The 20,087-nt window shown below is 64.7% G+C and carries 17 protein-coding genes; 8 read left to right on the top strand and 9 right to left on the bottom strand.

Translation table 11 applies throughout. The features are described from left to right. Positions 1-9: 9 nt before the first annotated feature. Positions 10-933, bottom strand: a complete 924-nt coding sequence (locus L867_RS0104885; RefSeq protein WP_037172628.1) for a lysylphosphatidylglycerol synthase transmembrane domain-containing protein — start codon at positions 931-933, stop codon at positions 10-12. A 62-nt stretch (positions 934-995) separates the two neighbouring features. Between L867_RS0104885 and L867_RS0104880 the strand changes: the two genes are divergently transcribed. Then, positions 996-2,639, top strand: coding sequence for an alkaline phosphatase family protein (locus L867_RS0104880; protein WP_051438828.1), 1,644 nt, complete (start codon positions 996-998; stop codon positions 2,637-2,639). 139 nt (positions 2,640-2,778) lie between these two features. On the opposite strand, the gene L867_RS0104875 is transcribed toward L867_RS0104880, so the two are convergent. Continuing rightward, positions 2,779-3,366, bottom strand: coding sequence for a hypothetical protein (locus tag L867_RS0104875; RefSeq protein WP_028735836.1), 588 nt, complete (start codon positions 3,364-3,366; stop codon positions 2,779-2,781). An 88-nt stretch (positions 3,367-3,454) separates the two neighbouring features. Then, a complete protein-coding gene (locus L867_RS0104870; RefSeq protein WP_028735835.1) occupies positions 3,455-4,909 on the bottom strand; it encodes a TrkH family potassium uptake protein in 1,455 nt (484 codons plus the stop codon). A gap of 98 nt (positions 4,910-5,007) precedes the next feature. On the opposite strand from L867_RS0104870, the gene ilvA reads away from it, so the two are divergent. Next, complete coding sequence (ilvA, locus tag L867_RS0104865) at positions 5,008-6,258, top strand: threonine ammonia-lyase (protein ID WP_028735834.1); 1,251 nt, start codon at positions 5,008-5,010, stop codon at positions 6,256-6,258. Here the strand turns inward: ilvA and L867_RS24610 are convergent. Next, positions 6,251-7,243, bottom strand: a complete 993-nt coding sequence (locus tag L867_RS24610) for a glycerophosphodiester phosphodiesterase family protein (RefSeq protein ID WP_051438827.1) — start codon at positions 7,241-7,243, stop codon at positions 6,251-6,253. The two genes, ilvA and L867_RS24610, sit on opposite strands and share 8 nt — an antisense overlap. 106 nt (positions 7,244-7,349) lie before the next feature. On the opposite strand from L867_RS24610, the gene L867_RS0104855 reads away from it, so the two are divergent. The 3 genes from L867_RS0104855 (at position 7,350) to L867_RS0104845 (ending at position 12,289) form a co-directional block, all read left to right on the top strand. Then, on the top strand, positions 7,350-7,673 hold the full coding sequence (locus tag L867_RS0104855; RefSeq protein WP_028735833.1) for an HlyU family transcriptional regulator: 324 nt from the start codon (positions 7,350-7,352) through the stop codon (positions 7,671-7,673). A 184-nt stretch (positions 7,674-7,857) separates the two neighbouring features. Continuing rightward, complete coding sequence (gene amt, locus L867_RS24605; RefSeq protein WP_232363889.1) at positions 7,858-11,019, top strand: ammonium transporter; 3,162 nt, start codon at positions 7,858-7,860, stop codon at positions 11,017-11,019. A 1-nt stretch (position 11,020) separates the two neighbouring features. Further along, positions 11,021-12,289 (top strand): GGDEF domain-containing protein, encoded by a 1,269-nt coding sequence (locus L867_RS0104845; protein WP_028735832.1) that lies wholly within the window; start codon positions 11,021-11,023, stop codon positions 12,287-12,289. On the opposite strand, the gene L867_RS0104840 is transcribed toward L867_RS0104845, so the two are convergent. After that, a complete protein-coding gene (locus L867_RS0104840; RefSeq protein WP_028735831.1) occupies positions 12,286-12,903 on the bottom strand; it encodes an FMN-dependent NADH-azoreductase in 618 nt (205 codons plus the stop codon). The genes L867_RS0104845 and L867_RS0104840 overlap by 4 nt on opposite strands. Positions 12,904-13,047: 144 nt before the next feature. Here L867_RS0104840 and L867_RS24600 point away from each other — a divergent pair, with 144 nt between their 5' ends. Beyond that, positions 13,048-14,031: a LysR family transcriptional regulator gene (locus L867_RS24600; protein WP_051438826.1), complete on the top strand. Its 984-nt coding sequence runs from the start codon at positions 13,048-13,050 to the stop codon at positions 14,029-14,031. 61 nt (positions 14,032-14,092) lie between these two features. On the opposite strand, the gene L867_RS0104830 is transcribed toward L867_RS24600, so the two are convergent. The 3 genes from L867_RS0104830 to L867_RS0104820 form a co-directional block, all read right to left on the bottom strand. Continuing rightward, positions 14,093-16,087, bottom strand: a complete 1,995-nt coding sequence (locus L867_RS0104830; RefSeq protein WP_028735830.1) for a bifunctional 2',3'-cyclic-nucleotide 2'-phosphodiesterase/3'-nucleotidase — start codon at positions 16,085-16,087, stop codon at positions 14,093-14,095. Positions 16,088-16,242: 155 nt separating this feature from the next. After that, positions 16,243-16,578: a PilZ domain-containing protein gene (locus L867_RS0104825; protein ID WP_028735829.1), complete on the bottom strand. Its 336-nt coding sequence runs from the start codon at positions 16,576-16,578 to the stop codon at positions 16,243-16,245. Between the two features lie 122 nt (positions 16,579-16,700). Then, the gene (locus L867_RS0104820; RefSeq protein WP_028735828.1) at positions 16,701-17,162 is read right to left on the bottom strand and encodes an Lrp/AsnC family transcriptional regulator; all 462 of its coding nucleotides are present in this window, start codon (positions 17,160-17,162) and stop codon (positions 16,701-16,703) included. Between the two features lie 154 nt (positions 17,163-17,316). Here L867_RS0104820 and ald point away from each other — a divergent pair, with 154 nt between their 5' ends. Continuing rightward, a complete protein-coding gene (gene ald, locus L867_RS0104815) occupies positions 17,317-18,435 on the top strand; it encodes an alanine dehydrogenase (RefSeq protein ID WP_028735827.1) in 1,119 nt (372 codons plus the stop codon). Positions 18,436-18,551: 116 nt separating this feature from the next. Here ald and L867_RS0104810 read toward each other — a convergent pair whose 3' ends face one another. Further along, a complete protein-coding gene (locus tag L867_RS0104810) occupies positions 18,552-19,025 on the bottom strand; it encodes a DUF1203 domain-containing protein (protein ID WP_028735826.1) in 474 nt (157 codons plus the stop codon). Between the two features lie 168 nt (positions 19,026-19,193). Here L867_RS0104810 and L867_RS26335 point away from each other — a divergent pair, with 168 nt between their 5' ends. Continuing rightward, positions 19,194-20,033, top strand: a complete 840-nt coding sequence (locus L867_RS26335; protein ID WP_084638460.1) for a DUF4344 domain-containing metallopeptidase — start codon at positions 19,194-19,196, stop codon at positions 20,031-20,033. The last annotated feature ends 54 nt before the right edge of the window (positions 20,034-20,087 follow it).

Below are 20,087 nucleotides of genomic sequence, written 5' to 3'. Positions count from 1 at the left end.
GCTCCGGCCCTATTTGCCGCGGCGCAGCCCGCCGAGCAGGGAACCGGCCAGGACCACCAAGCCGGGCAGGGCGGTGCCCGCGAGCGAGAACATGCCATACAGCAGGCTCGCGGCGAGGCCTTCAGCGCCGCTGAAACCGAAGAGCGGCCAGAGAGCGGCGGCGGCGGCTTCCCGCGTTCCCCAACCGCCGATGCCGATGGGGACCAGCATGGTCAGCAGGCAGAGCGGCACCGCGGTGACCGCCGCAATCGGCGGCAGCGTCGCGCCGACCGCATCGGACGCAATCAGGAACGTCAGGACATAACTGGCGACGATGAGGGCGCTGAGCCCTGCCTGCACGGCGAGCGCCCCGTCCTTCCAGAATGCGGCCTTGAGGTCGGGGCCAAATTGGCCAAGCCAAGCCCGGAGCGGCGCGCCGAACCATGCGACCGCGCCACCGATCATCGCAACAAGGGCCACCACGATCCAGATCGCGGGCGCAAGATCGACCGGCAGCCGCCCGGGAAGCAGGATCGGCCATGCCATCAGTCCGAGGCATGTCAGCAGGAAAAAGGCGAATTGACCGGACAGGCGCTCCAGCACGACAGCGGTCGCCGCCCGCTTCCATCCGCCGGAATTCCTGTGGCTGGTGCGGTAGACGCGCGTGGCATCGCCGGCGATGCCGCCCGGCAGGGTCTGGTTCAGGACACTGCCGAGATAGTATTCGCGGACCGCGATCGGAACCGCTATAGGATGACCGAGCCGGGCGGCGGTGAAGCGCCAACGCAGCGCGGACAGCACGATCTGCACCTGGACCACCAGCACGGCCGCCAGAATGTATCCCGGTGGCACCCGGCCGAGCGCTTCGATCACACCCGCGGGATCAACCGCGAAAAGGACGACCGCCAGGAGCAGGAGGCCGGCGCCGATGGTGAATGCCTTCAGCTTGCGCATCGCGGTCTCATTTTGCGGCGATCGTTCAAAACCATAGTCCAGTCTGTAGGAAGGAGAGCCGCGTGACGCAATACGGATCGCAGGATGGACGCCGGCATGTCTGCGGATGGAAGGCCGTCCTGTCTGTCCTGGTCTTTGCCGTCATCGGCCTTGCCGCCTGCACGATGCCGGACGATCCGGGCGCCTTCCATGCTTCGGCCTTTCTGCACCTGCCGGTCGAGGTTCCGCTGGTCGCGCTCGCCTTGCTGCTGCTGCCGAGGCGGATGGCTGTCGCCGTCGCGCTTCTTGCCACGGCCATCGCCTTTTGTCTTCTGTTTCTCAAACTCGCGGATATCGGCGTGATCTCCGCCTTCCAGCGGCGCTTCAATCCCTATCTCGACATGAAGATGCTGCTCGACGGCTGGAATCTGCTCTCCGGGGCGGTCGGCACGCTTGGCGCGGTTGCCGTGATCGGCTTGGCTGTGGGAGCCCTGGCCGGGCTGATTGGCGCATTCTGGTGGGCCTGCATTCGGATGACCCGGTTTGGTCGGCAGGCCCGTCGAGCAGCCGTCGCCGGCTCTGCGATCATCCTCGCCCTTGGTCTGGGCCTGCTGGCGACCGGCTCGCAGGCTGGGCTGGGGGATATCGCCGGTTTGCGGGTGGCTCCCTATCTCGGTGAGCGACTTTCCCTCGTGATCCGCTCGGTCGCCGAGATCAGGGCCTTCGAAGGAGAACTCGCAGCCGATACGGCACATGTCGGCGGCGACGATCTCTTCGCCCGCATCAGGGGACGCGACGTGATCCTCGTCTTCGTCGAATCCTACGGGCGAAACGCCATCGAGGATCCGCGCTATGGTGGACTGATCAAGCCGCGCCTCAACAGCGTCGAACGGCAGTTGCAGGCGGCCGGTTTCTCTGCTGCCAGCGGCTGGACACGCTCCCCGACCGTCGGGGGCCTCAGCTGGCTTGCCCACGGCACGCTGTTGTCGGGCCTGTGGGTCGACAGCCAGGCGCGCTACGACCTTTTGATGGACAGCGACCGGGCGAGCCTCAACCGGCTCTTTCGCGAGGCGGGATGGCGGACCGCCGCGGTCATGCCCGCCATCACCATGGATTGGCCGGAGGCCGCCTATTTCGGATATGATCAGATTCTCGCGGCGAAAGATCTCGGCTATCTCGGCAAGCCCTTCAACTGGGTGACCATGCCGGATCAGTATACGCTCCTGGCCTTCGAACGTCTCGCCCGTGGACCGGCCGGCAATGACGGCAAGCCCGTGATGGCCGAGATCGCCCTTATTTCCAGCCATGCGCCATGGACGCCGGTGCCGAAGCTGATCGATTGGGGGGCTGTGGGTGACGGCACTGTTTTCAACGACCAGGCCGAAAGCGGCGACTCGCCGCAGGTGGTCTGGGCCGATCATGATCGCGTCCGCCGACAATATGTCGAGACCATTGACTACACCCTGGAGACGCTGGGGGACTACATCGCCCGTTTCGGCCGCGACGCCGTCTTCGTTGTTCTCGGCGATCACCAGCCTGCCGCCCTCGTCACCGGGCCAGATGCCTCGCGCGCGGTCCCGATCCATATCGTCAGCAGGGATGCCGCGCTCGTTGAAGGTTTCCGATCGGATGGCTTTGCGATGGGCATGACCCCGGACCCGCAAGCCCCGGAGCCATCGATGGACAGCATGCGCGCGCGCCTGATCAGCCATTTCAGCGCGCCGTGAGGCGGAGCTGCGGCGGACGGCGCCTGACAATGGCCGACTGAACCGCATCGACTTTTGCGGATGACGTTTCGATTGGTAGTGCGGCTACCGGAGTTCGCACCGCTGGTGCTCCCGATAGTCGGTACGCACCAGCCTCGCGCTATTTTTCCTTCACCGTGAAGGTCTGTTCGAACGAGGTGAAGTGGCTGCTGACATTGTCGTTGATCGTGTATTTCAGCACATAATCGCCGGGTTCGGCACCGGTGATGTCGAGCGTCAGGTGGGTGAAGATCTCCTGGTTGCGCTTGAGGCCGGTGAAGGTGAACTCGCCGAACTTCTTCTGGCTGGCGAGAACCTTGCCGCCGGCTTCGGAGATCTCGAAATCGACGCTGAAACTGGATTCTTCCAGCCCGTCGCCCATCGGCTTCCAGTTGAGCCCGATCAGTTCGACATAGGTGATCAGCACCTCGCCCGGCTTGAATACCGCATCCGGCTTGGCCGCATAGGCGCCGTAGGCCTTCGGCTTTTCGGTGACGAACAGCGCCTTGCCGACGCTGAACGGCAGCGTCATGGAAAAGGCGCCGAAGGCGTCGCGGATCGTGTCATAGGCGCCAACCGCATCGCCTGCGGCGGCCTTGCTTTCCGCCTCGCGGGCCGCATCGAGAAGCGGACCGGCCCTGGCCGCGGTTGCAGCGGATACGGCCGCCAATGCGGCGGCGAGAAGTGCTGCGGTTATCCGTTTGCCCATGATTGCGGCCCGTCCCTGCATCGCGTCCCCCTTTTCAGCCCTTATGAGCACACTCTGAAAAATTGGGGAGAGTCGTCAAGCGGTCTCGTCAGGTCCGCCAGAAAATCGGCATCAGCAGCACGAGCACCGAGAGGACTTCGAGGCGGCCGAGCAGCATCATCAGCGACAGGAGATAGAGCGCCGGCTCGTTGAGCGTCGAGAAGTTGCCGACCGGGCCGATGATGGGGCCGATGCCGGGGCCGACGTTGGAAAGGCACGTCACGACGGCCGACATGGCTGTCTCGATGTCGTAGCCGAAGAGGGTCATGGCGATGCTTCCGAGCACCCACAGGAAGACATAGGCGGAGAAGAACAGAAAGACGACGCGGACCGTCTCCTGATCGACCGTCTGTTTGCCGTAGCGCACCGAATAGACGGCGTTCGGGTAGATCAGGCGTTTCAGCCCCGTGTTGATGACGCTGAAGATGATGACGAAGCGATAGGCCTTGATGCCGCCGGCGGTCGAACCGGAGCATCCGCCGAGGAAGGTGGCAAACAGCGCCGCCATGGTCGCGAAGGGTCCCCACAGCGTGTAGTCGATGCTGGTGAAGCCGGCTGTGGAAATGAGCGATGTGAAGTTGAAGAAGCTGTGCGCCAGGGCGTCGTCCAGCGCCGTGCCGTTGCGAAGATGGTGATAGACGGCGACGGACATGGCGATTGCCGTGAGATAGGCGAGGAACACGCCGATCTGCGGATCGCGCAGGGCATCCAGCCGGCCGCGCACGACGAAGACGATCAGGATCGAGAACGGCAGGCAAGAGATCGTCATGAAGAAGGTCGAGACCCACAGCAGCGTATTGCTCTGAAAGAAGCCGAAGGATGCGTCGTGCGTCGAATAGCCCGCCGTGGCAACGGTGGTCATGGCGTGGTTGATGGCGTCGAAATGCCCCATCCCGGCAAAGTCATAGGCTACGGTCGCGGATAGGGTGATGCCCACATAAATTGCGATGAAAGCACGCGTAAACGTGGCGAGCCGGGCAAACGGCTTGTCGTTGGTGTCGGACGATTCCATCTTGAAGAAGGACATGCCGCCGACGCGCAGGAAGGGCAGGACGAAGAGCCCGAGCGCGACGATGCCGATACCGCCGAGCCAGCACAGCAGGGAACGCCACATCAACAGTCCGGGCGGCATATGGTCCAGCCCGACGATGACTGTCGAGCCGGTGGTGGTGATGCCGGAAATCGATTCGAACAATGCCTGGGCGAAGGTGAGGCTGGATTGGGAAAACATGAACGGAATTGCACCGACGACGGAAAAGACCGCCCACAGCACGTTGACCAGCAGGAAGCCGAGCCGCTTGCTGAAGGTGGGTGGTGGCCCGCGCGTTGCCATGGCCGCCATCAGCGACAGTCCGCCGACCATGAAGGCGCAGGTGGCGAAGACCCGCCAGTCAGAGTGACCGTAATAAAGGTCGACCATGGCCGGGACGAGCATTGCTGTCGAAAGATAAAGACCGCAGAGAGCGGCGATATAGACGACCGAACGGAGGAGGCTGGCGTTCAAGGAAATGTCCCGGTTTGTTTACCGCGCAAAGAAGCTTTGTCTCCGCCACGTCTCTATGCCATAGCGGGAGCGAGATCAAAATTCAACGGATGGACGACGTGACGAAGATGGACGTAGAGGCTGCGGTCGATGCTCTGCGGGAGCTTTTCCCCGCGACCCCGCTGCAGCTCAACGAACATCTGAGCGCCCGCTACGGCGCGCAAGTCTACCTCAAACGCGAGGACCTGACGCCGGTCCGCTCCTACAAGATCCGCGGCGCCTTCAACTTCCTGCGCAAGGTCGTCGCCGACGGGACGGGGGAAAAGACCTTCGTCTGCGCCTCGGCCGGCAATCATGCCCAGGGTTTTGCCTTCGCCTGCCGCCATTTCGGCGTGCAGGGCGTGGTCTTCATGCCGGTGACGACGCCGCAGCAGAAGATCGACAAGACCCGCACCTTCGGCGGCGAATTCATCACCATCCGCCTGTTCGGCGACATTTTCGACCAGTGCTATGCGGCGGCTCGCGAGCATGTCGAGGCGATCGGCGGCTTCATGGTGCCGCCCTTCGATCATGCCGACATCATCGAGGGGCAGGCGACCGTGGCGGCCGAGATCGTCGACCAGTTGCCGGAGGGCGTGACGCCCGATCTCGTCGTGGTCCCCGTCGGCGGTGGCGGTCTGTCCGCCGGTCTCACCGGCTATCTCGCCGACCGGCTGCCGCCGCAAGCTTTCCTGTTTGCCGAACCGGCCGGCGCGCCGAGCCTGAAGAAAAGCCTCGAGGCCGGCCAGATCGTGACGCTGCCCAAGGTCGACAATTTCATCGACGGCGCCGCCGTCGCCCGCATCGGCGATCTCAATTTCGCGGCGCTGAAGCATTTTTCCGCAGACCAGGTGATGATCATCGCGGAAAACGCCGTCTGCGTGACGATCACCGAGATGCTGAACGTCGAGGGCGTGGTGCTGGAGCCGGCGGGGGCGCTGTCGATCGCGGCGCTCGACCGGCTGGGCCGGGACAATCTTGAGGGCAAGACGGTGGTCGCCGTGGTCAGCGGCGGCAATTTCGACTTCGAGCGGCTGCCGGACGTCAAGGAGCGCGCCATGCGCCATGCCGGCCTGAAGAAATATTTCATCCTGCGCCTGCCGCAGCGCCCGGGTGCGCTCCGCGACTTCCTCAACCTGCTCGGCCCCGACGACGATATCGCCCGCTTCGAATACCTGAAGAAGTCGGCGCGCAATTTCGGCTCGATCCTGATCGGCATCGAGACGCGGGACCGCAAGAGCTTCGCCGATCTCTTCGGCCGGTTCGAGGCCGCCGGCCTCGGTTACGAGGACATCACCGAAAACGAGATCCTCGCCAACCTGATCATCTGATCGGGCCGGCGCCGGAAGCCTCCGCCCATTCGCGGGCGTTTTCGATCCGGTTGGTCCACACCAGGCCGGGAAAATTCCTCGGCACGTCCTTCCACTCTTCGAGACTGTCGATCCCGGCCGAGCCCGGGTCGTCCTTGCCGTAGGGCCCGAGCAGGATGACGTCCGTTCCGGCCGCCTGCATGCGCTCGACGAAACGCACCGGCCAGCCCCACAGAAGCGGCGCATAATTGACCGGCACCGGCAGCAGCCGGTTGCGGCAGCTCGCCGGCACATGGCCCGACCAGCCGGTGGCGAGATAGGACAGCAGGCACTCCTTGGCCGACGTCCTGGTATAGCCGCGAAGGGCGGGCAGGGCGTTGAGCGTCTCGTCCGTCGGGCGACCGCCGCCATAGACCCCGAAGACGGTGGCAAGCGCCTTCGGATCGCGCGAAAGCCGGGCTGCGAGTTCCGTGCCTTCCTCGGCGCGTTCGCTCTTGAAGTTGACAAGGAAGCGCTTGTCCGGGAAGGCCTGGAACACCTGGTCGAGTTCCGGCATCAGGCCGACGCCCTTGCCGCGGAAGGGGAAGGTCTGGCCGCCGTCGGCGGTGTAGCCGTAACCGATGTCGGCCTTGGTCAGTTCGGCAAAGGGCGTGTTTTCGGTGACCCCGGCAAGGTCGGTTCGGCAGTCGAGGGTCCAGTCGTGGAATACGGCGAACTTGCCGTCCGGCGTCAGGTGCACGTCGAGCTCGACCACGGCGGCGCCGGCGGAAAAGGCGGCCTGCATCGAGGCCAACGTGTTTTCGAGATAGGGATGCGAGGGCGGCCCGATTCGGGTCGCGGTGCAGGTTTCGTTGTCGAGCCCGGTGCGGTCGTAGACCTGATGCTGGCCGCGATGGGCGATCACCCGCGGTCCGCTGCCCTCGGGAAAGCGGCTGAACAGGCTGGTGTTCATCAGCCAGACGATGGCGGCGAAGACGACCAGGGCGACGAGGATGCGGCGGATCATGAGCTCTCCCTTTTTGCCGCGGAGGGTGAGGGGCGATTGGGTCATTTCCGCGACCGAATGGCGGCAGGGGCTTCTGTCTTCGGCGCGCCTGTGCTAGGCAGGCGCCATGTCCATCTTGTCCAGCCTCTTCTCGCTCTTTTCCGGCGGCGCCAAGCCGCAGAAGGCTTCCGCCGGTCCGACGGCCGAGCCGCAGGTCCACCAGGACTGCGTGATCCATGCCAGCCCGATCCGCGAAGGCAGCCAGCTGAGGCTTGCCGGGCGCATCGAAAAGCAGGTGAACGGCGAGACGCTGGAGCGCATCTTCATCCGCGCCGACGTGTTCACCTCGGAACAGGATGCTCTGGAATGCACCTTCCGCAAGGCGCGCCAGATCATCGACCAGAACGGTGCGGCGCTGTTTTCCGACGGCGCCAAGTCGCGCAACGTCTGACGCGCCCGAGAGGCGCGTTGCGCGCCTCTCCCACACGCCCGACATGCTGAAAAGTCCGTTAAAGCGATCACCGATTGTTAAGTGATTTTGGCTTCTATGGTGCAGTGCATAATTTCGGGATTTCCCAGTGTTTCGTTATTTGAGGCGCCTTCGACCGTTTGGGTCCGGATGGCTGCGGCCCTTTGTGGGCGCGGCGGCCTGCCTGTCCCTCCCGGGTGGCGCGCAGGCGGAAGACGCCGCCGCCTTTGCCACGGTGCACAGCGTCGACCTCGTCTGGGTAATGACCGCCGCCGCGCTCGTGATGATGATGCAGGTCGGATTCCTGCTGCTCGAAGCCGGCATGGTGCGCTCGAAGAACTCGATCAACGTTGCCCAGAAGAACCTGCTCGACTTCGTCTTCGGCGTCGTCGCCTTTGCCGCGGTCGGCTTCATGATCGCCTTCGGTGCATCGTCCTGGTTGCCGATCGGCATTGACGGCGACTATTTCCTGCTGCGCTCGCTCGACGAGTGGGAGGCGGGTTTCTTTGTCTTCCAGGTGATGTTCTGCGGCACGGCCGCGACGATCGTCTCAGGCGCCGTGGCCGAGCGCATGAAGCTCGTGGCCTATGTCATCGGCTCGCTGGTGCTGTCGGCGCTGATCTATCCGACCTTCGTCCACTGGGTCTGGGGCGCGGCGCTGGCACCCAATTCCGGCGCCTTCCTCGGCAATCTCGGCTTCGTCGATTTCGCCGGCTCAACCGTGGTGCATTCCACCGGCGGGTGGATTTCGCTTGCCGCCTGCATCGTCATCGGACCGCGCCTCGGGCGCTATGACGAAAACGGGCGTCCGGTGCGGATCGCCGGCCACAGCCCGGTGCTCTCCACCACCGGCGCGCTGCTGCTGTTCTTCGGCTGGATCGGCTTCAATGGCGGCTCCACGCTGCATGCCACGGCCGACGTCGCGCCGATCATCCTCAATACGGTGCTCGCCGGCGGCATCGGCACCTGTGTCGGCTATGTGCTTGGCCATATACAGGACGGCGTGGTGCTGCCGGAGAAGTCGCTGTCGGGCATGCTGGGCGGGCTGGTCGCGGTGACGGCCGGCTGCCACATCCTCGAACCGGGCGGGGCGCTGCTGATCGGCGCGATCGGTGGCCTCGTCGCGATCGCCGGAAACGACCTGCTGGAACGACGACTGAAGATCGACGACGCGGTGGGGGCGATCGGCGTGCACGCCTTTGCCGGTGTCGCCGGCACGCTGCTGCTGGCGCTTCTGGCCCCCGTCGAGCGGCTGCCGGCCGGCTCGCGTTTCGACCAGCTCTATATCCAGGTGTTCGGCGCCGGCCTCAATTTCTACTGGTCCTTCGGGCTCGGTTACCTGTTCTTCGCCGCGCTGGACCGGGTCATGCGCATTCGCGTGGCGGCGGAGGTCGAGGAAATCGGCCTCAACGTCTCGGAGCATGGCAGCCGGCTCGGCGTCGGTCATGTCGAACAGGCCCTCGCCGACCTTGTCGGCGGCACCGCCGATCTGCGGCATCGCCTGCCGGTGGTGGCGGGTGACGAGGCGGAAAAGCTGACCGGCCTGTTCAACCGGCTGATGGACAATATCGCTGCTGAGGAAAAGGCGCGCGAGGAGCTTCGCTCGCTGAAGCGCGACCATGAGGAGGCCGAACGCGTCACCGCGCTCGCCAATGCCACCTTCGAGGCGATCGTCATCCATGACGGCGGCATCATCGTCGACGGCAACCAGCAGCTCGGCGAACTGGCGGGCGTACCGTTGGCGGAGCTGCTCGGGCGCTCCATCTACGATTTCCTCCCCGAGCCGGACATGGCCGTGCTCGACCACGTGGTGACCGGCGGCGCCGACCTCAACCGGGAGATCATGCTGCGGCGCGCCGACGGCGAGCTCGTGCCGATCGAGGCGCGGGGCCGCGAGATCGTCTATCGCGGCAAGTCGATGCGGATCGGTTGCCTGGTCGACCTGCGCGAGCGCAAGCTGGCCGAAAGCCATATCCGCTATCTGGCGCTGCATGATCCGCTGACCGGCCTGCCGAACCGGGCGCTGTTCAACGAGAAGCTGGCGGAGAGCGTGCTGACGGCGCCGATGGGCAGGGGCTGCGCGGTCGTCATGGTCGATCTGGACCATTTCAAGGACATCAACGATGTGCACGGCCATCCGGCGGGCGACGCGGTGATCCGCGAGACGGCGCGCCGGCTGCAGGCGATCCTCGGCCGCCACGATGTGGCGGCGCGGCTCGGCGGCGACGAATTCGCGCTCATCCTGTCGAATGTCAATTTTCACGCCCAGGTCGAGGATATCTGCCGTCGGCTGGTGCAGGCCTTTCGCACCCCCTTCGAGATCGACGGCGGCGAGCGGGTGAAATGCGGGGTCAGCATTGGTGCGGCTGTGTGTCCGGAGCACGCCGAAAGTGCGGAGGAGCTGGTCGGCCGCGCCGACATCGCCCTCTATCATGCGAAGAATTCCGGGCGGAATACCTTCAAGCTGTTCAAGGCCGGCATGAACGAGCTGATCGAGAAGCGGCGTGCGCTGGAAATCGACATGGATGCGGCGCTGGCGGGCAACGAATACGAACTGTTCCTGCAGCCGCGCGTCACGGCACAGACCGCCCGCATCGATTCCTACGAGGCGCTGATCCGCTGGCACCATCCCGAGCGCGGGCTGATCAGCCCGGGCGACTTCATTCCCGTGGCCGAGGTTTCCGGCCGGATCATCGCGCTCGGCGAATGGGTCATTCACGAGGCCTGCCGGATCCTCGCCGAAACGTCGGTCGAGCGCCTGTCGATCAATGTCAGCCCCCTGCAGTTCCGCCATGGCGGCTTCCAGCGCCGGCTCGGCGAGATCGTCCGCGCCGCCGGGATCGATCCGAGCCGGCTGGAGCTGGAGATCACCGAGAACGTGCTGATCGACGACGACCGCCGCGCCCTGCAACTGCTCACCGAACTGAAGCGTGACGGGTTTTCCATCGCGCTTGACGATTTCGGCACCGGCTATTCGTCGCTGAGCTACCTCAGCCGCTACCCCTTCGACGCAATCAAGATCGACCGCAGTTTCGTCAGCAATCTCGGCGAGGACGAGAGCGCGGCGGCGATCGTTCATGCGATCATCGACCTTGGCACCCGACTCGGCATGCGGGTCGTGGCGGAGGGCGTGGAGACCATCGAACAGGCCCTGTTCCTGGCGCGCTCGGGCTGCGACGAATTGCAGGGCTATCTGCTTGGCAAGCCCATGGCACTCAGCGAGATCGCCGAGAAAGTGCCGGCGTCCGTCGCCGCCGTGCTCACCGGCTCCGCCGGTCGGATAGCAGAAATGACAGCGTCTCGGGCAAGGGACAGGGTGGTGGTTTGAAATGACCGAAAGCTGGAACCTCATCCTGTTCGTCTGCGAGGCGGTCCTCTATTTCGCTCTGATGACGGCACTCCTGCATCTTCGCCACCGCATCGGCCTCGGCGTCTTCCTGACGGCACTCGGGGTGATGCACTTCGTCGAGACCTATCTCGCCGCCGTCTTCTACGTGTCGCTGCCCTTCGGTGTGGTGTCGCCCGGCTCCTCGGTGTTCTTCGCCGGCAAGCTGATGATGATCCTGATGCTCTACATCCAGGAAGACGCCTCGACGGTGCGTCAGCCGATCTATGGCCTGTTCCTCGGCAATCTGGTGACGCTGGTGATCGCCCAGCTGCTGATGCTGCACCAGACCGTCGAGCCGGCGCCCGGCCAGGTCGCCGACATGGGCTTCCTCAGCGACATGGGCCTGCTGATGCTCTGGGGCACGACGCTGCTTTACATCGACGCGCTGGGAATCATTCTGCTCTACGAGCGGCTCGGCAAATTCCTGCCGCGCTGGACGATCCTGCGTTTCACGCTGAGCGGCGTCGTGATGCTGAGCTTCGACCAGCTCGGCTTCTTTGCCTTGCTGCGGCATCTCTATGACGCGCCGGCCGCCGTCTTCTGGGGCGGCTGGAAGGCCAAGATGGCGGCAGCCGCACTCTATTCCGGCCTGTTTGCCCTCTACCAATTCGTCTTTCGCGGCAATGGCGCGCTGCATTCGCGCCGGCCGATCGGCGATGTGTTCAGCGACCTGACCTTCCGCGAGCGCTACGAGGACCTTTTGGCGCGCACCGGGCGCGACGTGCTGACCGGCGTCTACGACCGCAGCCGCATGGAAATCGAGGTTCCCCGGCTGGTGCGCGAAGCACTGCGTGCGAATACGCCGATCAGCCTGGTGATCGTCGATGTCGACCACTTCAAGTCGATCAACGACCGGTTCGGACATCTGAGCGGCGACGACCTGCTGCGCGAGATCGCCACGGCCCTGCAGGAGGGGATCGGCGGGGACGACCATCTGTTCCGCTATGGCGGCGAGGAATTCGTCATCCTCCTGCCGCTTGCCGGCCACGAGGAAGCGCTGGAGCGCAGCGGCCAGGTGTGCCGGCACATCAGCGACCGGATCCGCAACATGGCGGGCGAGGCGGTGACCGTGAGCCTCGGCGTGGCCACCGCCCCGGAGGATGGCGGCAGCTTCAACGCCCTCCTGGCCGAAGCCGACGAGCGGCTCTACAAGGCCAAGAATGCCGGCCGCAACCGGGTGGTCGGGCGGCCGGCAGGGAACATTTCTTAGGCGGCGCGGGCCAGTTCACGCGCCTTTTCTTCCGCCGCGGAGATCGCCTTTTCGGCGGCTTCCGGGCCGTAGGCGACGCCTTCGATGCGGATCGTCTCGACGTCGGTGATGCCGAGGAAGGCCAGAACAGACCGCAGATAAGGTTCGGCGAAGTCCAGCGTCGTACCCGGGCCGGAGGAGTAGATGCCGCCCGAAGCGATCACCAGATAGGCCTTCTTGCCGGTGGCAAGACCGACGGGACCGTTTTCGCTGTAGCGGAAGGTCCGGCCGGAGCGGGCGACGTGGTCGATCCAGGATTTGACGATCGACGAAATGCCGAAATTGATGAAGCCGGTCGAAATGATGATCGTGTCGGCGGCGAGCAGTTCGTCAACCGCGGCATCGGAGACGGCGATGGCTTCGGCCTGGGCGGGCGTGCGGTCTTCCGGCTGCAGGCGGATGGCCGAGGAGAAGTCGGCGCCGATATGGGGCAGGGGCTCGCGGGCGAGGCCGCGTTCGACGACGGCGGCGCCCCCGGCCTTGGCGGACAGGTCGTCGGCGAGCTGGCGGGCGATCTTGTTGGAGAGCGAATCGTCGCCGCGCGTGCTGCCGGTTACGAGAAGAATGGAGGACATCGAGGTCACCTCTGGGTGTGGAATGGGCTGTCCGCCTGGGACCCTGGGAGCAGGCCTTAGGCGGTTCCTCACAGATAATCCCGGTTCACTATCGATTGAACTGTGATAATATGGATCGAGTTCATCGATGAAGTGGATAGGTCCATGCTTCCCAACCCGACGCTCGACCAGTTGCAGGTTTTTGTCGCCGTCGCCGAGACGGGCAGTTTTTCCGCCGCCGCCCGCCAGCTCAACCGCGCCCAGTCGGTGATCAGCTACACGATCGGCAATCTCGAGGCGCAGCTACAGCTGAGCCTGCTGGAGCGCAGCGGCTCGCGCCAGCCGATCCTCACCGATGCCGGACGGGCGATCCTCGAGGACGCGCACCGGATGATCTCGGACCTGAACAGCCTGCGGGCCCGCAGCAAGGCGCTGACGCAAGGGCTGGAAGGTGAGGTGAAGCTTGCCGTCAGCGCGATGGTTCCGGACAGGCTTCTGGTGGAGGTCTTGCGCAATTTCCAGGAGAGTTTCCAGACGGTGAGGTTGCGGTTGACGGTCGGCAGCCCCTTTCTCGTCAGCCGCCTGCTTGATCAGGGCGCCATCGACGTGGGGATCGGCGGATCGATGGAGATGTCTGCCGATGCCACCACCAGCGAGCGGATCGGCGTTTCGTTCCTGACGCCGGTGGCCGCCGCCGGTCATCGGCTGGCACAGCTCGGACGGCGTCTTTCGCTTGCGGATGTGCGCGACGAGATCCAGATCGTCGTCGCCGATTCGAATGCGCCGAGCGACGGCAAGGATTTCAACGTCTTCTCGCGTCGCACCTGGCGGGTGAGCGACATGGCGACGAAGAAGCAGCTGATCGCCGGCGGGCTCGGCTGGGGCGGCGTGCCGCTGGCGATGATGCGGGACGAGCTTGCGAGCGGGCAGATCGTCCGGCTCGACGTCGATGCCTACGAGACGCTGGACTATCCGATCTTCGCCGCCTGGCCGGCGGCGAGCCCTCCGGGGCCTGCGGCGAAATGGCTGGTGGAGCGGTTCCGCGACACGCTCGGGCTCTGCCCGACCTCGGTGTCCGATGCCATGCAGATGCTTCATGGCGCGCCGCCGCATGGACCGGAACAGAACCGGCTGACCAGGATAGCCTGAACAGGGCCGGCCGGGACGGGGCGCGTTTGCGTCCCGTCACTTCAGCGGTCCGTCGAGGGGTTCAGAGCACCAATCGGAACTTAGCAAAACCCTCGGCGGCGTCGCCGGCCTCCTCGATTTTGGCGCCCTTGATTGCGGACACATATTGCCGGCCGTTCGGCCCGCTCTCGAAAATCGCCGTCGTGCCGGCCATCGGCGCGAACGACCAGTTGCCGTCGGCCGACGGATTGATCTCGCCCTGATCGACGATGTAGCGCACGATCACGTCGCGATTGGTGTCGGGCGCGACGAAGACCACCTTGTCGGTCGCGATCTCGGGGAACTTGCCGCCGCCGCCGGCGCGGTAGTTGTTGGTGGCGACGACGAATTTCTGCGCCGGGTCGATCGGCTTGCCGTCGAACATCAGGTTGACGATGCGGTTCGCATCCGGGTTCACCGCCTTGCCGTCCTTGTCGAACTTCGCCGGCTGGGAAAGGTCGATCCGGTAGGTTACGCCGTCGATCACGTCGAAGTTGTAGGACGGGAAGTCGGGGTTGATCAGCGGCTGGTCCTTGTTCCCCGGTTTCAGCTGGTTGAACATGCCGGCGGACATTTCCAGCCAGTTCTTGACCTGCTCGCCGGTGATCACCACGGCCTGGACGGTGTTCGGATAGAGGTAGAGGTCGGCGACGTTCTTGATGGCGATGTCGCCGGCCGCGACGTCGGTATAGTAGTCCGCGCCGCCGCGTCCGCCGGCCTTGAAGGGGGCGGCGGCCGAGAGGATCGGCAGGTCCTTGTGCGGGCCGTCCTTCAGCATGTCCTTGATGTACCAGATCTGCGCATTGGAGACGATCTGCAACGACGGGTCGTCGGCGACGAGGGCAAAGTAGGAATAGAGCGGCGCCGAGGTCTTGCCGACCGGGGTGCGGACATAATCCAGGGTCGCCGCATGGTCGTCGGTCACCGAGGCGACGACCTCGGCCTTGTCGGTGACGTCGGCGACGATCTTGCGGTTCTCGTCGCGGTGGTAGATCGGCCGGGCTTCGCAGGTGAAGTCGACGATCGTCCAGCCGTTGCCTTCCTTTTCGATCAAAAGGTCGATCAGGCCCATATGCGAGCCCCAGAAGCCGGCCATGACCGCCGGCTTGCCGAGCAACGTGCCCTTGGCCGCATCGACGCCCTCGATGTCGACGAAATCCTTCGGACCGGGGAAGACCAGATGCTGGTGACCGGTGAAGATCGCATCGATGCCGTCCACGCCGGCGAGATAGAGCGAGGCGTTCTCCATGCGCTCGCTCAGGCCCTTGCCGTCGATGCCGGAGTGAGAAAGGGCAATCACGAGATCGGCGCCTTCCTCCTTCATCACGGGCACCCAGGCGCGGGCCGCCTCGACGATGTCGCGGGTCTGGCCCTTGCCCTCGAGGTTCTTGGCGTCCCACAGCATGATCTGCGGCGGCACGAAGCCGATGAAGCCGACCTTGATCGGGTTCTCGCCGCCGGCGCCGTCCTTGATCATCTTCTCGACGATGACATAGGGCTTGAAGTGCAACTCATCCTGTTTCGGATCGCTGGCGAGCTGGCCCTTGGTCAGGTTGGCGCAGACGATCGGGAAATTCGCCCCGCCGAGCGTGTTGAACATGAAGTCGAGGCCGTAGTTGAACTCGTGATTGCCGAGCGTGCCGCAATCATAACCGAGCACGTTCATCGCCTTGATCACCGGATGCAGGTCGCCGGCCTTCATGCCCTTCTTGTAGGCCATGTAGTCGCCCATCGGATTGCCCTGCAGAAGGTCGCCATTGTCGATGAGCATCGAGTTGCCGGCCTCGGCGCGGATCTGGTCGATGATCGAGGCGGTGCGGGCGATCCCCATCGTGTCGTTCGGCTTGTCGGCATAATAGTCATAGGGCATCACGTTGACGTGGATGTCGGTGGTTTCCATCAGCCGAAGATGCGCCTGGGTGGCATTGCCATTGGCGCGCACGGCGAAGGGATGGAGCGTGATGAGCGCCGTCGTGGCGGCGAAACCGCCGAGAAAGGCGCGGCGGGACATGGGGTGGAGATCGATCAGGGACGACATGGGGGGCTCCTCGGGAAAACGGTCTCGACGCCGAGACTAGGTCCGTTTTTCCAGGAGTGCATCCGTAAAATCACAGGGGTGTGTCGGTCACCCCGGCGGCGCGCCCGGCTGTCCGCCGCGCGTCGGTCATTCGTCGGTGAAGGTGGTGGCCGGTGCTAGCGGGAGAGCACCGGCCTGACTTCCTTGTGGTAGTTGCGGAAATAGGCGGACATCTGCGCCAGCGTATTGCTGTTCTGCTTGATCTGCACGCCGAGATAGCCGCTGCGCGACCAGCGCACGGTGCCCTCGATCAGGCCGATGTCGTCGGTCTGTATCAGCACGTTGCTGCCGGTCGAGGCATGCAGGCGGCCCTTGAGCTCGATGGCGATGCCGGTGCGCGAGACATTGAGGATGCGGCCTTCCGCTTCCTGGTTGAGGTGGCGCACCTTGCCGTTGAGACGGCAGCGGCTTCGCTGCGCCTTTCGTACTTCCATCGCGAGTTTGGACTGCATCGCTTCCCCCGTTCGGTCCGATTTGGCACAGCATGGCGCAAAAGCCTTGCCGCCGGCTCAACCGGAAATGTCAAATGCGAGGGATTGCCGCTTTTTGATGCCGAGGCGGAGTGAAGCCCAGCTCAGAGCCCGACATTGGCGCGTTCGATCACTTCGCGCAGCGCAAAGCTCGAATTGATCTTCACCACATGGGGCAGGGCCGACAGCCAGTCGCGGTGGATGCGCTCGTAATCGGAGAGGTCCTTGGCGGCGACGCGCAGGATGTAGTCGTATTCGCCCGACATCAGGTAGCACACCAGCACATTGGGGCACTTTTTCACCGCGGTCTCGAATTCCGACAGCGTCTTGGCGAACTGGCCGGAGAGCGAGATGTGGACGATGGCGATCATCCTGTAGTCGAGCGCCTTCTGCGACAGGCGCGCGTGATAGCCGCTGATCACCCCCGAGCGCTCGAGCAGATCGTGCCGCCGGGAACAGGCCGAAGGGCTCAGTCCCACCTTCTGGGCGAGCTCCGCATTGGTGATCCGGCCGTTCTGCTGGAGCGCTTTGAGGATGGCAAGATCGATGGTGTCGAGGTCAGACATTCGAAGAACCTTCGAAACGAGATCAATTTTCGCAATAATCAGCGAAAATTGGCGCTGCGCAAGCGGAATTTGCAAGGACATTCACGCCCCGCAAATGCTTGAATTCGCGCCTTGACGCAATGACCGGCGGGAAGCCGGCACGAGAGGAACGAAGATGCGCGTAGGATGCCCCAAGGAGATCAAGAATCATGAATATCGCGTCGGCCTGACGCCCGGCGCGGTGCGCGAATATGTGGCGCATGGTCACGAGGTGCTGGTCGAGACCGGCGCCGGCGCCGGCATCGGTGCCGACGACGGCGCCTACATTGCGGCCGGCGCCAGGATCGCCGCCACGGCCAGGGACGTGTTCGACAAGTCGGACATGATCGTCAAGGTCAAGGAACCGCAGCCGAGCGAATGGGTGCAGCTGCGCGAAGGCCAGATCCTCTATACCTACCTGCATCTCGCGCCCGATCCGGACCAGACCAAAGGACTGGTCGACAGCGGCGTGACCGCCGTCGCCTACGAGACCGTGACCGATGACCGCGGTGGCCTGCCGCTGCTGGCGCCGATGTCGGAAGTCGCCGGCCGGCTTGCCATCCAGGCGGGCGCGACCGCGCTGCAGAAGGCCCATGGCGGCTCGGGCATCCTGCTCGGCGGCGTTCCGGGCGTCCTGCCGGCCCGGGTCGCCGTCATCGGCGGCGGCGTGGTCGGTCTGCATGCCGCCCGCATGGCCGTTGGCCTCGGCGCCGACGTGACGATCATCGACCGCTCGCTGCCGCGCCTTCGCCAGCTCGACGATCTGTTCGCCGGCCGCGTTCACACGGTCTACTCGACCATCGATGCGCTGGAACGCGAAGTCTTCGCCGCCGATCTCGTCATCGGCGCCGTGCTGATCCCGGGTGCGGCCGCACCGAAGCTGGTGACGCGCGAAATGCTGTCCGGCATGAAGGAAGGCTCCGTCATCGTCGACGTGGCGATCGACCAGGGCGGCTGCTTCGAGACCTCGCATGCCACCACGCATTCCGATCCGACCTATGTCGTCGACGGCGTCGTCCACTACTGCGTCGCCAACATGCCGGGCGCGGTTCCGGTCACCTCGGCGCATGCGCTCAACAACGCGACGCTGGTGCACGGTCTGGCGCTTGCCGACCGCGGCCTGCGCGCCATCGCCGAAGACCGCCACCTGCGCAACGGCCTCAACGTCCATCGCGGCCGCATCACCAACAGGCCGGTCGCCGAAGCGCTGGGCTACGAGATGCATGCACCGGAGATCGTGCTCAACGTCGCCTGATCGGCGCCCTGAGGTTCGACCGTCTTTCCGTTGCGTCAGGTCCGTCGGCAATGCACAGACACGGTCGAGGGGCCGGCCTTCTCGAAAGGCCGGCCCCTTTTTTATGGCGGTCGCCGTCAGGCCCGGTCGATCCGGCACTGATAGCAGTTGTTGCGCGCCGAACGCACATGCACATAGGCGATCTCGGGCTTCTCCAGCAGTTCGCGGGCCCGGTCCTCGACCTTCTCCCTGAGGGTGACGGCGCCGGTGCCGTAGACGATGCGGTCGTCATGGCCGTAGCCGCGCAGGATGAAGTCCCGGCTCTGCGTCAGCACCGGCGGCAGGACCTCGCTTGCCTCGTAGCGGGCGCAGGGCTCGGCATGCAGGAAGATCGGCCCGGTTTCGGCATAGGGCTGGAGCGCCGGGAAGGGGCGGTAGGCGAGCGTCAGATAGGCTTCGCCGTCGCCAATGAAATCGAGGCAATGGCGGCAGGGATAGCCGCTGCCCTGCGTCAGGCGGCGTTCCGGGGTGAGCCCGTAGGCATCCGGCGCGCCTGCCCGCAGGGCTTCGGCATCGGCAGTCGGAATGGCGGTGAAGGCGATGGTCGTCATGGCTGTTTCTCCTGTGGACGGCGGACCATCGGACGAAGAAGCGTCGCCAGCCACCCGATTCCGGCCACGGAGAGCCCCGATTCACCCAGAAATGGCCTTATCCCGGCAAATGCCGATAGGCTAACTTTGCTGCGCCTTTGCAGCGGCATCAGGCTTGGGGGGATTGGCATGAGGGTAGTTGTGAAGCGGGTGATTTTGATCGGGCTGGCCGTGATCCTGTCCGGCCCCGTGGCGGTGGCGCGCGCGGCGGAGGACAGCAAGCCGACCCCCGAACAGATCGAGGAGGCACGCACCTTCGTCGTCAACAACGCGATCTTCACGCTGTTCCACGAGGCGGGGCACATGCTGATCGCCGAGTTCGGCCTGCCGGTGCTCGGGCGCGAGGAGGACGCGGTGGATGCGCTGTCGTCGATCCTGCTGCTCGAAGGCGACAGCGAGGAACTCGACGTGGCGATCCAGGATGCGGCCGACGCCTGGTTTCTCACCGACGAAGCCAAGGACGGCGGCCTGACCGACACCGACTTCCTCGACACCCACGCCCTCGACCGCCAGCGCGCCTTCCAGATCGTCTGCATGATGACCGGGGCCGATCCAGAATTCTTCAAGAAATTCGCAGACTCGATCGATTTTCCTCAATCAAGACGTGAAGAATGCGCCTTCGAATACGAGCGCACCAAGAACAGCTGGTTCGGGCTGCTGGAACCTCATTATGTGGGCGAAGGACCCGGCTCCAACATGACCGTCAGCTACGAGCCGACCGGCGACGAGAACATGGACTTCTTCGCCGACGTGCTGAAGGAGGCGGGCGTCTTGGAAAGCATCGCGCAGTCGGTCGGCGCCAAGTACAAGTTCGACGATGGCATCAAGCTGACGGCGAAGAGCTGCGGCGTGCCGAACGCCTTCTGGGACCCGCAGGCGCGCGAGATCACCTATTGCTATGAACTGGCGGTGGAACACATCGTCCTGATCGACGGCTATTTCAAGCGCGAACAGACCGCCGAGAACTGAGGCAATCGAACCGGGCGGCCGCGAGTGCCGCCATTGTGTAAGCGGGAAAAGCCC

The sequence above is a fragment of the Paenirhizobium selenitireducens ATCC BAA-1503 genome (assembly GCF_000518785.1).
GTDB classification, from domain to species: Bacteria; Pseudomonadota; Alphaproteobacteria; order Rhizobiales; family Rhizobiaceae; genus Allorhizobium; species Allorhizobium selenitireducens.
The sequence above is the reverse complement of the archived record's forward strand: the minus strand, read 5'-3'. Positions and strand labels throughout refer to the sequence as shown.

What these genes read in the sequence shown, in the direction of transcription:
- L867_RS0104885 (WP_037172628.1), bottom strand. Translation starts at nt 933, where the DNA reads ATGCGCAAGCTGAAGGCATTCACCATCGGCGCCGGCCTCCTGCTCCTG.
- L867_RS0104875 (WP_028735836.1), bottom strand. Translation starts at nt 3,366, where the DNA reads ATGGGCAAACGGATAACCGCAGCACTTCTCGCCGCCGCATTGGCGGCC.
- L867_RS24610 (WP_051438827.1), bottom strand. Translation starts at nt 7,243, where the DNA reads ATGATCCGCCGCATCCTCGTCGCCCTGGTCGTCTTCGCCGCCATCGTC.
- L867_RS0104855 (WP_028735833.1), top strand. Translation starts at nt 7,350, where the DNA reads ATGTCCATCTTGTCCAGCCTCTTCTCGCTCTTTTCCGGCGGCGCCAAG.
- L867_RS0104845 (WP_028735832.1), top strand. Translation starts at nt 11,021, where the DNA reads ATGACCGAAAGCTGGAACCTCATCCTGTTCGTCTGCGAGGCGGTCCTC.
- L867_RS0104840 (WP_028735831.1), bottom strand. Translation starts at nt 12,903, where the DNA reads ATGTCCTCCATTCTTCTCGTAACCGGCAGCACGCGCGGCGACGATTCG.
- L867_RS24600 (WP_051438826.1), top strand. Translation starts at nt 13,048, where the DNA reads ATGCTTCCCAACCCGACGCTCGACCAGTTGCAGGTTTTTGTCGCCGTC.
- L867_RS0104830 (WP_028735830.1), bottom strand. Translation starts at nt 16,087, where the DNA reads ATGTCGTCCCTGATCGATCTCCACCCCATGTCCCGCCGCGCCTTTCTC.
- L867_RS0104825 (WP_028735829.1), bottom strand. Translation starts at nt 16,578, where the DNA reads ATGCAGTCCAAACTCGCGATGGAAGTACGAAAGGCGCAGCGAAGCCGC.
- L867_RS0104820 (WP_028735828.1), bottom strand. Translation starts at nt 17,162, where the DNA reads ATGTCTGACCTCGACACCATCGATCTTGCCATCCTCAAAGCGCTCCAG.
- ald (WP_028735827.1), top strand. Translation starts at nt 17,317, where the DNA reads ATGCGCGTAGGATGCCCCAAGGAGATCAAGAATCATGAATATCGCGTC.
- L867_RS0104810 (WP_028735826.1), bottom strand. Translation starts at nt 19,025, where the DNA reads ATGACGACCATCGCCTTCACCGCCATTCCGACTGCCGATGCCGAAGCC.
- L867_RS26335 (WP_084638460.1), top strand. Translation starts at nt 19,194, where the DNA reads ATGAGGGTAGTTGTGAAGCGGGTGATTTTGATCGGGCTGGCCGTGATC.